Origin of the sequence: Clostridium sp. Marseille-P299, assembly GCF_900078195.1 — a bacterium.
Classification (GTDB): domain Bacteria; phylum Bacillota; class Clostridia; order Lachnospirales; family Lachnospiraceae; genus Lachnoclostridium.
Genome location: NZ_FJVE01000006.1, coordinates 847,955 through 864,253, shown reverse-complemented (window position 1 = coordinate 864,253; position 16,299 = coordinate 847,955). Strand labels below are relative to the sequence as shown.

The following is a 16,299-nucleotide window of genomic DNA, read 5'->3' as shown; positions in this document are numbered from 1 at the left end:
CCGTATGTTTAAAAAGTTATTGGTTGCTAATCGAGGTGAGATAGCAGTACGAATTATAAGGGCCTGTAAAGAACTTGGAATAAAAACAGTTGCAGTTTATTCGGAAGCAGATGCGAATGCACTTCATACACAATTAGCGGATGAGGCCGTTTGTATTGGTCCAGCATTAGCGAAAGATAGTTATTTAAAAATGGAACGGATTTTAAGTGCAACCCTTGCTTCTGGTGCGGATGCAATTCATCCAGGCTTTGGATTTCTATCTGAAAATAGTAAATTTGCAGATCTTTGTGCAAAGTGTAAGATTGCATTTATTGGACCATCCGGTAAAGTTATTGATTTAATGGGTAACAAGTCAGAAGCAAGAAATACAATGATTGCAGCTGGAGTTCCAGTAGTACCAGGAACAAAAGAACCAGTTTTTGATGGAAAGATTGGAAAAACAATAGCGGATGAAATTGGTTATCCAGTAATCATTAAAGCCTCTGCCGGTGGTGGTGGTAAAGGAATGCGAATCGTTAAAAATGCATCTGAATTTGAACATTTATTTGAGACAGCAAGGCAAGAAGCAAAAAATGCATTTGGCGACCCTACAATGTATATTGAAAAGTACATTGAGGGGGCTAGACATATTGAATTTCAAATTCTTGCGGATAAGTATGGTAATGTAGTCCATCTTGGTGAGCGTGATTGTAGTATACAAAGAAGACACCAAAAAATGATAGAAGAAGCACCTTCTAGTGCAATTGGTGAAACTTTACGTAGAGAAATGGGAGAAGCCGCAGTAAAGGCTGCAATAGCTTCTAACTATGAAAATGCTGGTACAATTGAATTTATTTTAGATAAGTATGGAAATTATTATTTTATCGAAATGAATACAAGAATTCAAGTGGAACATGGTGTAACAGAACTTGTTACTGGAATAGACTTGGTAAAAGAACAAATAAGAATAGCAGCTGGTGAAGCTTTATCATTCTCACAAGAAGAGATTAAGATAACAGGGCATGCAATTGAATGTAGAATTAATGCAGAATGTCCTGAACGTAATTTCTTACCTTCTCCAGGAACTGTGACGAATCTTCGTCTCCCAGGTGGAAATGGTGTTAGGGTGGATACAGCACTTTATTCTGGATACACGATACCAGCAATGTATGACTCATTAGTAGCAAAACTTATGGTTTATGATAAAACACGTGACGAAGCCATTCAAAAAATGAGTGGTGCACTGGAAGAGTTAATTATTGAAGGAATTGACACAAATACTGATTTCTTGTATGAGCTAATCCATAATTCTGAATTCAAAATGGGCAAGATTGATACAGGGTTTGTGGAGAGAGTGATTGCGAAGTAAGATAAAGGTACTTTAACGAGTGCTTAGATAGGAGCAAACATGGCAATATATAAAAAGACAGGAAGTGTATCAAGTGTGAAAGAAGCGAAGAGATATGAGAAAGTAAAAGTGATGATGAATGAACCACAAGTTCCAGATGGATTGTTTCAAAAATGTGATAAATGTGGAGAAATCATCTATACCGAAGATATCATAACAAACTATTATATTTGTCCAAATTGCAATAGCTATTTTCGTATCTTACCTAGGATTCGCCTTAGCATGGTGTTAGATAAGGGAAGCTTTAAGGAATGGGATACAGATTTAACAGTAAGCGACCCGCTTAATTTTCCTGGATATTTGAATAAATTAGAACAAATGAGAACTGCAACTGGTTTAGATGAGGCCGTTATTACAGGAGAAGGTAAAATTAATGGTGAACCTGTAGCGATTGGCGTTATGGCATCTACGTTTCTTATGGGAAGCATGGGTGAGGTTGTAGGCGAAAAGATAACTAGATTAATTGAAGGGGCAACTAAAAAAGGTCTTCCTCTTATTATATTTTGTTGTTCTGGCGGTGCTAGAATGCAAGAGGGAATTGTTTCGTTAATGCAAATGGCGAAAACAAGTGCAGCACTTAAAAAGCATGATGAAGCAGGTCTTTTATATATTTCAGTGTTGACTGATCCAACAACGGGTGGTGTTATGGCTAGTTTTGCTATGCTTGGAGATGTTATTTTAGCTGAACCAGGAGCACTTATTGGGTTTGCAGGACCAAGAGTAATTGAGCAAACAATTGGTCAAAAGTTACCAGAAGGATTCCAGCGAGCTGAATTTTTATTAGAACATGGTTTTGTTGACAAAATAGTAAAACGAAGTCGATTAAAACCTATATTGTCCTTTTTAATCAAAAGTAGTGGGGATAAGCCACAATTAAGAGAAGAAGCCGACGATGATAGTAGCCAAATATTTTATGATGAGAACTTGTAAGAGGTGCCTATGGAAGAAAAATTAACTGCATGGGAGCGTGTGAAAACTGCTCGTAGCAACGAAAGACCAACGTCCGTCGATTATATTGGTGGTATATTTGATCGCTTTCTTGAACTCCATGGTGATCGAATGTCAAGGGATGATGGTGCAATCGTTGGTGGTATTGCAACTATTGATGGAATCCCTGTAACTGTAATCGGACAACAAAAGGGAAGAAATATAAAGCAAAATATAAAACGTAACTTTGGTATGCCTTATCCAGAAGGATATCGAAAAGCATTACGATTAATGAAGCAAGCAGAAAAATTCCATCGACCTATTATATGTTTAGTGGATACACCAGGAGCATTTTGTGGAATTGAAGCTGAAGAACGTGGTCAAGGAGAAGCAATTGCTAGAAACCTATACGAAATGTCATCTTTAAAGACTCCGATTCTATCCATTGTTATTGGTGAAGGTGGTAGTGGCGGTGCACTTGCACTTGCTGTTGCAAATGAAGTATGGATGCTTGAGAATTCAACTTATTCAATTCTCTCACCAGAAGGTTTTGCCTCTATACTATGGAAAGATAGCAGACGTGCAGATGAAGCCGCTTCTATTATGAAAATTACTGCAGACGATTTGTTAGATTTAAACGTAATTAATAAGGTGATTTCTGAACAAGAAATCAAAGAATCTTCTATTAACAATGAAAATGAGCTAAGTGATGAGGAACTATCACTAGAACAAGGTGTAAATAAAGAAATATCTGCATCTGTAAATGATGAAGAAAGAAAAGTACTTACCGTTGATACAATGGATTGGCTTGTAAAAGAGCTAAAATCAGGGATACTTGATTTTATAAATCGCTTTGCTGATAAATCACCAGAGGATGTCGTAAATGAGCGATATGAACGTTTTCGAAAATTTTAATAACTACAGGATAGGGCTAGCCCAAAATAGAATTTTAGGTTTGTGATTCCTTATGTTTTCATGTGAAGATAAATTTATCCTTTGCTTACATACAAAGGATAAATTTGATCATAGCAGAAAAACTAAGGAATGCGTATCTAAAGCTTATCTATTTTGTGAGAGCCCTATTTTTTTGTAGATAAAAGTACATGATATCTATAAAATACAAGGTATATATAAAAAATACAAGATATATAAAAAAATAGTCTTGACATTTACGCAGCGTAAACCGTTATGATAAGATTCATGGAGGTGATTCACGATGGAGTATACGATTAAAAAGTTGGCAGAATTAGCTGGAGTAAGTACTAGAACATTACGATATTATGATGAGATTGGCTTGTTAAGGCCATGGCGTATTAATTCTTCGGGATATCGAATCTATGGAGAAAATGAGGTTGACTTGTTACAACAAATCTTATTTTATCGTACGATGGATATGAAGTTAGAGGACATTCAAAAAATTATGTTACAGGATGACTTTAATATCGAGGATGCATTGGAAAGTCATTATGCCCAGTTAGTAGATAAAAGAAAGCAGATTGACCAATTAATCACTACGATTGAAAAGACATTATTAAGTAGAAAAGGAGAGCGTATTATGTCAGACAAAGAAAAATTTGAAGGATTTAAAAAAGAAAAATTAGCTAAAAATGAAGAAAAATACGGAACTGAAATAAGAGAAAAATATGGGGAAGAGACTGTAAAAGCATCCAATGATAAGTTTATGAACATGAGTGAGGATGATTTTAAGAAAATGCAACAGGTGGAAGAAGAAATGTTTTTGGCACTAAAAGAGGTTATGAAGACAAAGGACTTATCCTCAAAGGAAGCAAAAACTGTATATGAAAAACATAAGGAGTGGTTAGGTTTTACTTGGAATTTCTATTCGAAAGAAGCACATGAAAATCTTGCATTAATGTATGTAGCTGATGAACGATTCACAAAGTATTACGATGATAAAGCTGGAGATGGTGCAGCCAAAACCTTATATGAGGTAATTAAAGAGTATACCAAATAAGAGATTTTAACCAGAAGGGCTTTAAAAATTTATTAGACATCATAGTAGTGTACTAGTGCTGTAGTTGTATTGATATAAGGGAACATTTAAAGTATTCGAATATATACCGCATTTTTACTATATGTATTTAAATTTATTTTTTACTAAATCCAAAAAGATTGAGTATAAAGCCTATAACGAAACAAACTAGACCAGCTAAATATAACAATAGATTAGTTTTAGTAAAAATGCCAATAAGTATAAAAAGAGCTCCTATAATAGTTAATTCGATACCTAAAAGCATTAATTGTGTTGAAGATTTTTCTATCTTTAAATTACTCAAAGTGCCTATAGTTATGCACGTAGTTAAGAATACGACAATAATACTCATCAATTAGTCCTTTCTTTTGTGTGAAATACAATTCTCATACTATAATGAAATAATATTATCACTTAGATTCATTATAAAGATGATTGTAATTTAATGGTTATCTATAATTGTACCACTATTTTATAAGTTTTTATATAATGATTTAATTTTAGTTATGAGAGTTAGGTAGACTATATTATATGTAAATAGGCAGCTATGGTAGAGAAATTTATTATATGAAACAATGTGAGGTAATATTTATAAAAGGTCCGTAAGAAATTTTAAAATTTCTTACGGACCTTTTATAAATTAATTTAATCTATTACGATATATGAAAAAGGGGGGGAATGATTGCTCTTGTTAGAACGTCCTTTTTCTTAGAAGAAAATCTAATGAAAATAATGTTAGACGTTCATACAAAAGCTTCAATCTTACACATCAATCATTGAATACATTGATTGTTTTGTGGATAATACATAGAAATTAGGCCATATAAGTGAATAAGATTACTTTTTAATCCTACTATCTGTGCTTAATTATCAAGCATTTCATAGATATATGGAAAAGGTTTTACACTTCTTTTTAGAATACCGTTTAAATATGCAATTAATATGCCATAGTTTGTGATAGGAATATTAGCATCCTTTGCACAGGCAAGGCGATATTTCATTTCACGTTCATTGAGCATACAGCCGCCGCAATGTACAATCATTTTGTAGTCGGATATGTTTTCAGGAAATTCTGTTCCACTGCTAAAATTAAATTGTATCTGCTTACCGGTATACTGAGTAATTAGGCGTGGAAGTTTTACCGTTCCAATGTCATCGCATTGTCTATGATGGGTGCAGCCTTCAGAAATAAGTATTTTGTCACCATCCACTAAAGAATCTACAACTTTTGCTCCTTTTACTACGGTTTCAAGGTCTCCTTTATATCTAGCAAATAATATCGAGAATGAGGTTAAAAGAATATCGTCTGGGGTATCAGCAGATACTTTTGCAAACACTTGACTATCGGTAATTACTAACTTAGGTTTCTTTCCTAAATTAGCAAGGGTATTTTTTAACTCGTATTCTTTTACGACAATAGCAGTTGCATCAGAATCCAGTATATCACGTATTGTTTGTTGTTGTGGTAAGATTAGTCGCCCTTTAGGGGCAGCTTTGTCAATGGGTACCACCAGTACAATAAAATCAGAGGGTGAAATTAAATCACCAACAATCCGTAGTTTTGATTCTTTTGCCTGATATTTTGAACAAATCATTTCTTTCAGTTCATTTATATTTGTCTGGTTTTTCGTACTTACGTAAATCTCATTTTCAGTAGCGGGGGGAGCATCTTCTAAAAGGTCTGCTTTATTAAAGACAAGAATATATGGTATCTTCTTTGCTTTTATTATTTCAATTAATTCCGTATCTTCCTTTGAAATACCTGAAAATGCATCAATTACAATAATAGCGATGTCAGTTTTATTTAAGATTTGATAACTTTTTTTAATTCTTGAGTTACCTAATTCACTATCATCATCAAGGCCTGGGGTATCAATCATTACGACAGGTCCTAATGGGAGTAATTCCATAGTTTTGTACACGGGATCGGTCGTAGTACCTTTGATGTCTGAAACTATGGCTATTTCTTGCCCAGTAATTCCATTCATTATGCTTGATTTACCTGCATTTCTTTTACCGAAAATGCCAATATGAACTCGTTCTGAGGTAGGGGTATCATTTAAACTCATAAAAACCTCCATTCATGTACGTTTATTGCATAGGGGAAGAAAGAATTTTAATTTATTTCTTCCAGAAATTTTATTTTCGATACAAATTCTCGATTAAAAATCTTTAGATTTAATCAATAGAATTAATTAAAGCATTAAATATCATTGGATTTAAAATCTAAAGTCTCTCTGACCTTGTTTGATTGCTTCTAAATTCTTAATGGCAATCCCTTTTACTTTGCTATTTGTAATCTTTTCGATTTCTCTTTGTATCAAAGCTTCTCCAATTTGTTTCGTTTCTTCATCGGAATAGTCCTCAATAAACTCTTGCAATGTCATTAACGCATTTGGATGACAGCAGTTTACGATTTGCCCACTTTTACATAGACTCATAAAACGATCTCCAGTTCTACCTTCACGGTAACAAGCTGTACAGAAGCTAGGAATATAGCCAAGTTCCATCAACCATTTTACAACTTCGGAAAGAGGTCTATTATCAATAACATCAAATTGCTCTGATTTCTCATCTTCAGGTTCAGGTTCAACGTATCCACCAACGCTTGTTCTTGAGCCACCACTAATCTGTGAAACGCCTAGATGCAAGACACGTTCTCTGCACTTTTTGCTTTCTCTTGTAGATACAATCATTCCTGTGTATGGTACAGAAATTCGAATACAGGCTACAATTTTAGCAAATACATCATCATCGATGCCATTGTCAAAGGCACTTGGATCAATGTCATCTGCATGTCGGATACGAGGAACACTAATGGTATGAGGGCCAACACCGTAAGTTGCTTCTAAATGTTCTGCATGCATTAAAAGTGCAGCAAATTCATAGCGATACATTTCAAGGCCAAATAACACACCTAAACCAACATCATCGATACCGCCTTGCATTGCACGATCCATTGCTTCTGTATGATATGCATAATCATGCTTTGGTCCAGTTGGATGAAGCTTCTCATAACTTTGTTTATGATAAGTTTCTTGAAATAGTATGTAAGTTCCGATACCTGCATCGTGTAGCTTTTTATAATTTTCAACAGTTGTTGCTGCGATATTAACGTTCACTCTACGAATTGCGCCATTTTTATGTTTAATGGAATAAATCGTATTGATACTTTCAAGGACATATTCAATTGGGTTCATTGTTGGATCTTCACCTGTTTCAATGGCTAAGCGTTTATGCCCCATGTCTTGAAGTGCAATTACTTCTCGTCTGATTTCTTCTTGGGTTAATTTCTTACGAGCAATGTGCTTGTTTTTTAAATGATATGGACAGTAAACACATCCATTTACACAATAATTGGATAAGTATAATGGTGCAAACATTACGATACGATTCCCATAGAAATCCTTCTTAATCTGTTCTGCTAATTGATAAATTTCCTGATTCTTTTCTTCAATGTCACAATCCAGTAAAACAGCAGCTTCTCGATGTGTTAATCCCTTACGTAATCTAGCTTTTGCAAGGATTTCGTCAATTAATTCCACATTATGCTTGTTTTCGTTTGCGTAACGAAGTGTTTCTTCAACCTCTTCATGACAGATGAATTCTTCAGCTTTTGATGATTTTACGTTGTACATAATAACTTCCTTTCTTATTGAGTTAGGAATTTTCCTTTCTCATCAGACTTAAATTTATAGATGTTAATATCAAAAAATATTTTAAACTTAATCATATATCTACTGTTTGCGAAAATATATATTTTTTATCAAAAGATTTCTTCTAGTTTTTTATAATCTCCTCGGTCCACCACAACCTCATAACCAATGGATTTCATACGTTTTTCCATGCAATAACGACATTCTGCAGCCTCATCACCAGTGCATATTTTATTATCATAAAGGAGGTATTTACTTCTTACTTCTTTTGGAGATAAGTTAGGCATAACAACATTTGCACCAGCTAAAATACCTTTTTCACGACCAAGTGGGTGAATGGTACCAAGTGCAGTTGTGGAAGGAAGCAGAGCAGTAGGGAACATTAATCGTAAAATACCAATCATAAATAATGTTTGTTCCAGCGTCCCTGATTTTTGGTCTTTAAATGGAGTATCCTTATGTGAAATAAAAGGACCAATACCTATCATATGTGGGTTTAATTCATGTAGAAAGAGTAAATCATCTGCAAGACAATCCGTTGTTTGAAATGGGGAACCTACCATAAAACCACTTCCAACTTGATATCCTATTTTTTTCAAGTCATGCAAACAACGTTTACGATTCGTAAGCGAAAGGGATTCTGGATGGAGTTTCTTATAATGCTCATCGTTTGCAGTTTCATGACGAAGAAGATATCTGTCAGCTCCCGCTTGATAATATGAAAGATAACTATCATAACTGCGCTCACCAATTGATAAAGTAATCGCACAGTCATTGTATGAGGACTTGATTCGTTCAATAAGCTGGCAGATGTCAGAATCACTGTAATGATAGTCTTCCCCACCTTGAAGAACAAAAGTTCTAAAACCTAGCTCATATCCACTTTCACAGGCACTTAAAATTTGATCAGAGTTTAAGCGATATCGTTCAGCGTTTAAGTTGCTTTTACGAATACCACAGTATAGGCAATCATTTTTACAATAGTTTGTAAATTCAATTAATCCACGAATATAAATTTTATTACCATAATGTAAATGCCTAATCTTACGTGCGTGGTCAAAGAGATATTCACTTAATTCTTCTGTTCTATTATCTAATAGAGTAATAAAGTTTTCTTTACTAAGGATACGATTTTGTTCTAATTCATCAATTAAATGTTTCATTTTCATTTCACTTCCTTTCAATAATTTTTTAGTTAAGGGTATGCAGCAAAAAATATAAAAAAAGCACCCTTATAAAAAAAGGCGCACAAATAAAAACAATATCAAAGATTTGTTTGCCTTTCCCCTCAGAACATCACAATATATGTGGATCTTCGGATGTTAGTAGTATATAAAAAATAGTGTTTCTTTGTCAGAACGTATCTTTACAAATGAACACTATTATTATATTCTTCATGAGAATTTTTTACAATAAGAACTTAAAAAAAGGTTAGTAGTCAGAGTTAATAATATACCATGGCACATTACAATTGGGTAACTTGACGAAAATAAATGGAAATACAATCAATAAATTTACAAATATTATAAAAAGTATTGTTAAAATTAGAAAAATATGGTATTATTATACCAGTTATCGGAAACGGTACCGATAACGTTACCATTAAAATAATTTCATTAAAAGGAGAGGTAGTTGCAATGAAAAGAAGAGTATGGAGTTTATTTCTATGTGTGGTAATGATTTTGGCTATGTTTACGGGGTGTAGCAAGAAGGAAAGCAAAGGTTCCGTTTATTTTCTGAATTTCAAACCAGAGGTTTCGGAAATTTGGGAGGAGCTTGCGAAAATTTACAAAGAAGAAACAGGGGTTGAAGTAAAAGTTAAGACGGCTGCAAGTGGTACTTACGAACAAACATTAAAATCTGAAATAGCAAAAACAGATGCACCGACATTATTTCAGATTAATGGACCAGTAGGATATCAAACTTGGAAAGATTATTGTTTAGATTTATCAAAAACAAACCTTTATAGTTGGTTATTGGATAAAAGTTTGGCTGTTTCCTCAGGAGAAGGCGTTTATGGTATCCCATATGTTGTTGAAGGCTATGGAATTATCTATAATGACGCCATTATGAAAAAGTATTTTGCTTTAAGTGATAAGGCAGTGTCCATTTCTTCTACTTCTGAGATTAAAGACTTTGCTACACTAAAGGCTGTAGTAGAAGATATGACAGCAAAGAAGGATGCTTTAGGAATTGAGGGCGTATTTGCATCTACCTCTCTTACTCCAGGGGAAGACTGGAGATGGCAGACTCATCTTGCAAATTTACCAGTGTATTATGAATATAAAGACAAAGGAATTAACGATACACAAAAACTTGACTTTACATATTCAGCAAACTATAAGAATATTTTTGATTTATATATTAATAATTCAGGTACCGTACCTACGATGTTAGGGGGAAAATCAGTTACAGATTCTATGGCAGAATTTGCCCTAGGAAAAGTTGCAATGGTTCAAAATGGTAACTGGGCATGGGGGCAGATTTCTGGTGTTGCTGGGAATGTTGTGTTAGAAAGTGATATTAAATTTATGCCAATCTATACAGGAGTAGCTGGAGAAGAATCACAGGGATTATGTACAGGTACAGAAAACTTTTTCTGTGTAAGTTCCAAAGCATCCAAAGCAGATCAAGAAGCTACGATTGCATTTGTGGAATGGCTATTTAATTCAGACATCGGTAAGGATTATGTAACAAATAAGTTTGGATTTATTGCTCCGTTTTCAACATTTAAAGAGGATGAAAAACCAACGGATCCATTAGCAAAAGAAGTAATTAGATATATGGAGGATACATCCTTAACAAGTGTTAGTTGGAATTTCACCTCCTTCCCAAGTCAAACATTTAAAGATAACTTTGGAGCAGCACTATTAGAGTATGTTCAAGGAAATATTAAATGGGAGGATGTTGTTAACATAGTAATAGACCAATGGTCAGCTGAAAAAGCGGCTTCGGCTCAGTAACAATAAGTTGAAAATGGTGAGTGGGGATTTGCCTGACTCACCATTTTTAAAATAAGTACTTGAGGCAAAATGTTTTGTATTTATATGAAACACTTTGATGCAAAATTATTTTGATGCGATACACTTTAATGAGAAATGTTTAACCCGATTGAAGAGAAAGGCAGATGATATTATATGGAAAAAATGTTAAAGAAGTATTTTCCTATTTTTGTACTACCAACATTGCTCGCGTTTACAATTGCGTTTATAATTCCATTTCTTATGGGAATATATTTATCTTTTTGTAGTTTTACAACCGTTATAGATGCAAAATTCGTTGGGCTAACAAATTATATCAAAGCATTTTCTAATAAAGATTTTTTTAATGCTTTGTTTTTTACAGCAAAATTTGCAATTGTATCGGTTCTTACTATTAATATATTTGCATTTTTACTTGCACTTTTATTGACTAGAAAGATAAAGGGAACAAATCTGTTTCGTACTGTTTTTTTTATGCCAAACTTAATCGGGGGTATTGTTTTAGGTTACATATGGCAGTTAATCATAAATGGAGTCTTAGCAAGGTATGAATTAACAATGTTTGCAGATCCTAAATATGGATTTTGGGGCTTAGTAATCCTTATGAACTGGCAAATGATTGGCTATATGATGATTATTTATATTGCAGGAATTCAGAATGTTCCATTAGAGTTAATGGATGCAGCGAAGGTAGATGGAGCAAATAAAAAACAAAGATTACGTCACGTAATTATCCCGTTAGTAATGCCTTCAATCACCATCTGTTTATTTTTAACAGTATCGAATTCCTTTAAATTATTTGACCAAAATCTTGCTTTAACCGGTGGAGCTCCCTCACGTAAAACAACGATGTTAGCTCTTGATATTTATCAATCATTTTATGGAAGAGCGGGATATGAAGGGGTTGGTCAGGCAAAAGCAGTGGTATTCTTTCTTCTTGTGGCAATCATTGCATTAACTCAACTCGTACTTACAAGACGTAAGGAGGTAGAAAGCTAATGAGCAGAAAGAAATTTATATCTATGATAGTTCTTATTGTATTGTCATTAATAACTGTCATATTCTTAGCACCGATTGGTATTGTATTGATAAATTCATTTAAAGGAACATTTTATATTAGTGATTCACCGTTTCGTTTTCCTACAATAGAGACTTTTGCAGGAATTACGAATTATATCAATGGAATAACAAAAACGGGTTTCCTAAGTGCGATTCGTTGGTCATTTATCATTACGATTTCTTCAGTCGTAGTAATTCTTATATTTACGTCAATGACGGCTTGGTATATAACAAGGGTTAAGACGAAGTTTACGAATTTTTTGTATTATGTATTTGTATTTTCAATGATTGTACCATTTCAAATGGTTATGTTTACAATGTCTAAGGTTGCAAATGTGTTATACCTTGATAATCCAGTGGGAATCGTACTAATTTATCTTGGATTTGGTTCAGGACTATCGGTATTTATGTTTAGTGGGTTTATTAAATCGGTGCCATTAGAGATGGAAGAAGCGGCGATGATCGATGGTTGTAGTCCTTTACAAATGTTCTTTCGTGTCGTGCTACCTGTTTTAAAACCTACAACAATTACGGTTGCAATTTTAAATACGATGTGGGTTTGGAATGATTATTTATTACCGTACTTAGTGATTGGAACAAATTATCGAACGATTCCAATTGCTGTTCAATATCTTATTGGAGGGTATGGATCTAAGGACATGGGAGCAATGATGGCCTTACTTATTCTTGCAATCTTACCGATTGTTATATTTTACTTGTTCTGTCAAAGATATATTATTGCTGGCGTTATTGCAGGAGCAGTGAAGGGATAAAGTTATATCTTACAAAATACAATTTAATTTGACAAAGTTCTAACAATATGGGTAAAATAGGGTAAAAATAATTAGTTTAAGCGTGTTGTTAAAGAGAGCAGGTTAAATAGGATATGGAAGAAATAACAATTAAAGATATTGCCAGAATGTGTGGAGTGGGAATAAGTACGGTTTCACGTGCAATCAATAATCACCCAGATATTAATAAAGAAACTAAGGAAATGATTATGGCTAAAATAAAAGAACATAATTATATTCCAAACAATAGTGCTAGAAATTTAAAACGTTCAGATTCAAAAGCAATTGCTGTTTTAGTTAAGGGAATATCAAACCCTTTTTTTAGTAGCATGATAAGAATTATGGAAGAGGAAATCCAGAAAAAGAAGTACTCACTTGTACTTTACCATGTTGAATCATATGAAGATGAAGTAGATGTAGCTTTTGAACTTGTAAAAGAAAAAAGATTACGGGGAATCGTATTTCTTGGAGGTTATTTTTCACATACAGAAGAAAAATTAAGTAATTTAAAAGTTCCGTTTATTCTAAGTACCATAGGTATTAATCCAGAAAATATAAGTAAAAAGACGTATTCGTCGGTTTCTGTGGATGACGTTTCAGAGAGCTATAAGATGGTTGATTATTTATGTAAACTTGGACATAAAAAGATTGCTACGATTACTGCATCGAATACGGATATGAGTATAGGAAAATTGAGATTAGAAGGCTATAAGCGTGCCTTAAAAGATAACAATATACCTTTGAATCAAGATTTGATACGAATTATGAAAGAGGATATAGAAGAATACTCTTTGAAAAATGGTTATGAAGTTACCAAAGAATTAATTCAGTCAGGAACTGATTTTACTGCGATTTACGCAATATCAGATAGTTTAGCAATAGGAGCTTGTAGGGCAATCTTTGATGCTGGTAAAAGAATCCCAGAGGATTATTCTGTAGTTGGATTTGATGGCATCGATATGACTTGGTATTATGCACCTACAATTACTACATTAGTTCAGCCCGTAGAGGCAATGGCACTTGAGACAATACATATTTTATTTGATGTGATAAAAGATAATACAAAACATCAACATAAGGTATTTTCTGGTGAATTAAGAATCGGTCAGTCTACGGCTGAGGCTAAAAGATAAATATTTTTATAAATAAAAATTAAGCCTTGAAAAAATGGAACCTTTTTACATTTCTATCGTCTAATACATATTCAGTAAGATACGTATTGTATGATGAATGGAGGTTCTTATGAAAAGAAAACGTTGTGTACCTGTCTTATTATTATCTAGTTTGCTTATTACATCTGTGCCGACAAGATCATTAGCCGCTGTTTCAACAACGGATAATGTAAAGACAGAGGTAGCTACCAAAGCAGTTAAGGAAGAAGCATCAGAGGTTTCAAATTCTGAAGGTCCAACAGAGAAAGCTTTAACCAATGTACTTACAGAAGTAAAAAAGAAAATTACAATTCCAAAAGCCTATGGGAATTTTAGTTATTACTACAGAGCAGCAAATAGCTATTATAACGAAGAATGGCATTTTGAATGGATGAGAGAAGATGGAGAAGGAAGTATTTATATTACAAGTGATTCTTCTGGAAATATAAAGTCTTACTACATTTACTATGATACAGATAAAAAAGTTCCTAGCTATTTGAAAGCTGAGTTGCAATCCAAAGCAGATTCATTTATTAAGCAGGTGGCATCGAATATTTCAAGTAAACTTAAATTTGTAAATTCTTATTATAGTAGAGGGCGTAATGGAGTTTATTACTATAACTATATCCGAGTAGAGCAAGGGATTCCAATGCCATCACAACAAGTGCAAGTTGGAATTGATATCTCAACAGGAGAGGTTATTAGTTATGATAATAGTAGTTGGAATTATACGGTTAGCATACCTAATAAAAATGTAAAATTATCAAAAGAAGAAGCAGTAAGTAAGCTATCGGGACAAATCTCTATGAACTTGGTATATCATAATCGATATACGACGGATTCCAATGATAATATGACAGTAAAAGCATATCTGGTATATGAACCATCCACATCTTATATCGCAGTTGATGCAAGTAGCGGAAAGATATATACAACATTAAATGAATGGAAAGATGAAGCGAAGGAAGCATCAAATGCAGCAACTGCCTATGATAAAGCTACTGGTTCGGCAGATGGAGGGTTAACTGAAGCTGAAATTAAAAAAATCGCTGAAATCAATGGATTGATTTCAAAAACAAAAGCAATCGAGACGATTACTAAAAATAAAAGTTTATATGTGGATTCTGCAAAAGTTGTTTCAACTGCAAGTTTGAGAGAAACTACAATTAATAATGGGAATAAGGAAGTAAAAAAATACGTTTGGAATATTCAATTATCAGAACCAAACACCGATGGTAATGAGAATGAGTATTATCGTACGTATACAAGTGCCACAGTGGATGCTAAAACAGGTGAAATTATATCCTTTTATGCAAATGTGAAAGAGTATTATGATTACGAGGGAAGCAATAAAGAAATTAAAAATGTGAAGTATTCAAAAGAGCAGAGTCAAGAGATTTTAGAGAACTTTATAAAGACTCAAAATAAAGATCGTTTTTTAAAATCAAAACTTTCATCTTCAAGCGATCAATATGTGATAAATGTTGTAGAGGGTAAAGAAGTATATGGTGGTTATTCATTTAATTATAATAGAGTGAATGAGGGAATTGTATATACAGAAAATCAGATCAATGGTTCTGTGGATGGAGTTACAGGTAAGGTGACTTCTTACGGATACTATTGGAATGATGCAATGGAATTTGAATCTCCAAAGGGTGTTATTACACCAAAGCAGGCGTATGAATATTATATGGATTTCGATGGTTTTGAATTGGTATATGAATTAAATACAATTTCAACACAAAAGTCCATGGCACAAGAAGCAAGACTTGTTTATCGTACTGAAATATCTCCAAATTATGTTTCTCCATTTACAGGTAAGCAAGTTCATTATGATGGTTCAGAATATGTAAAGAAAGATAGCAACAATAGTTATGAGGATATTAAGGACCACAAATATTATCGTAGTATTCAGTTATTTATTGATATGGGGGCGGTAATAGAGGGGAATAAATTTAACCCTGATCAGGCCATTACGAAAAATGAACTGCAACAAATGGTTGAGCCATTGACTTATGTTAGTAAGGAAAATAAACTTACAGGCACAAGTAATATCACAAGACAAGAAGCTGCCCTATATTCAATTAAATTGTTGGATTTGAACTCACTGGCTAATATTAATGGCATCTACAAAACTGGATTTGTAGATGAGGCTGAAATAGGTAGTTCTTATCTTGGAGCAGTTGCACTTGCAAAAGGACTTGGTATATTAAGTGCAGATGTTAGCAATCATTTTTATCCGACTGCTTATTTAACAAGAGCTGAGGCAGCAGATATGATTATAAAGATGTTAGCAGCAAATCGATGATATTAAGTTGATACAAATAAAGACGAAACATCAGACGCTAGGAAAG

General features: G+C 33.6%; 11 protein-coding genes and 1 pseudogene. 9 read left to right on the top strand and 3 right to left on the bottom strand.

The features are described 5' to 3' along the window. Positions 1–4 precede the first annotated feature (4 nt). The 4 genes and pseudogenes from BN4220_RS07735 to BN4220_RS07720 all read left to right on the top strand — a co-directional run bounded on the left by BN4220_RS07735 (position 5) and on the right by BN4220_RS07720 (position 4,289). Positions 5–1,348, top strand: coding sequence for an acetyl-CoA carboxylase biotin carboxylase subunit (locus tag BN4220_RS07735; RefSeq protein WP_066715308.1), 1,344 nt, complete (start codon positions 5–7; stop codon positions 1,346–1,348). Positions 1,349–1,387: 39 nt separating this feature from the next. Continuing rightward, positions 1,388–2,239, top strand: a pseudogene (gene accD, locus BN4220_RS20690) (acetyl-CoA carboxylase, carboxyltransferase subunit beta); the annotation flags it as partial. An 87-nt stretch (positions 2,240–2,326) separates the two neighbouring features. Further along, positions 2,327–3,229, top strand: coding sequence for an acetyl-CoA carboxylase carboxyltransferase subunit alpha (locus BN4220_RS20685; protein ID WP_066715306.1), 903 nt, complete (start codon positions 2,327–2,329; stop codon positions 3,227–3,229). A 301-nt stretch (positions 3,230–3,530) separates the two neighbouring features. Next, positions 3,531–4,289: a MerR family transcriptional regulator gene (locus BN4220_RS07720; protein ID WP_066715305.1), complete on the top strand. Its 759-nt coding sequence runs from the start codon at positions 3,531–3,533 to the stop codon at positions 4,287–4,289. 881 nt (positions 4,290–5,170) lie between these two features. On the opposite strand, the gene hydF is transcribed toward BN4220_RS07720, so the two are convergent. From hydF to hydE, 3 genes are all read right to left on the bottom strand, one after another. Then, complete coding sequence (gene hydF / locus BN4220_RS07710) at positions 5,171–6,376, bottom strand: [FeFe] hydrogenase H-cluster maturation GTPase HydF (RefSeq protein ID WP_066715303.1); 1,206 nt, start codon at positions 6,374–6,376, stop codon at positions 5,171–5,173. Positions 6,377–6,526: 150 nt separating this feature from the next. Further along, positions 6,527–7,945 (bottom strand): [FeFe] hydrogenase H-cluster radical SAM maturase HydG, encoded by a 1,419-nt coding sequence (hydG, locus tag BN4220_RS07705; protein WP_066715302.1) that lies wholly within the window; start codon positions 7,943–7,945, stop codon positions 6,527–6,529. Between the two features lie 128 nt (positions 7,946–8,073). Further along, complete coding sequence (hydE, locus tag BN4220_RS07700; protein ID WP_066715460.1) at positions 8,074–9,126, bottom strand: [FeFe] hydrogenase H-cluster radical SAM maturase HydE; 1,053 nt, start codon at positions 9,124–9,126, stop codon at positions 8,074–8,076. A 474-nt stretch (positions 9,127–9,600) separates the two neighbouring features. Between hydE and BN4220_RS07695 the strand changes: the two genes are divergently transcribed. From BN4220_RS07695 to BN4220_RS07675, 5 genes are all read left to right on the top strand, one after another. Further along, entirely contained in the window at positions 9,601–10,926 is a 1,326-nt protein-coding gene (locus BN4220_RS07695) for an ABC transporter substrate-binding protein (RefSeq protein WP_066715301.1), read from the top strand. A gap of 174 nt (positions 10,927–11,100) precedes the next feature. Beyond that, positions 11,101–11,943: a carbohydrate ABC transporter permease gene (locus BN4220_RS07690; protein WP_066715300.1), complete on the top strand. Its 843-nt coding sequence runs from the start codon at positions 11,101–11,103 to the stop codon at positions 11,941–11,943. Further along, positions 11,943–12,776, top strand: a complete 834-nt coding sequence (locus BN4220_RS07685) for a carbohydrate ABC transporter permease (protein ID WP_066715299.1) — start codon at positions 11,943–11,945, stop codon at positions 12,774–12,776. The genes BN4220_RS07690 and BN4220_RS07685 overlap by 1 nt, the downstream gene beginning before the upstream one ends. 113 nt (positions 12,777–12,889) lie before the next feature. After that, on the top strand, positions 12,890–13,927 hold the full coding sequence (locus BN4220_RS07680; protein ID WP_066715298.1) for a LacI family DNA-binding transcriptional regulator: 1,038 nt from the start codon (positions 12,890–12,892) through the stop codon (positions 13,925–13,927). Positions 13,928–14,036: 109 nt separating this feature from the next. Then, a complete protein-coding gene (locus BN4220_RS07675) occupies positions 14,037–16,253 on the top strand; it encodes a YcdB/YcdC domain-containing protein (RefSeq protein ID WP_066715297.1) in 2,217 nt (738 codons plus the stop codon). Positions 16,254–16,299 lie beyond the last annotated feature (46 nt).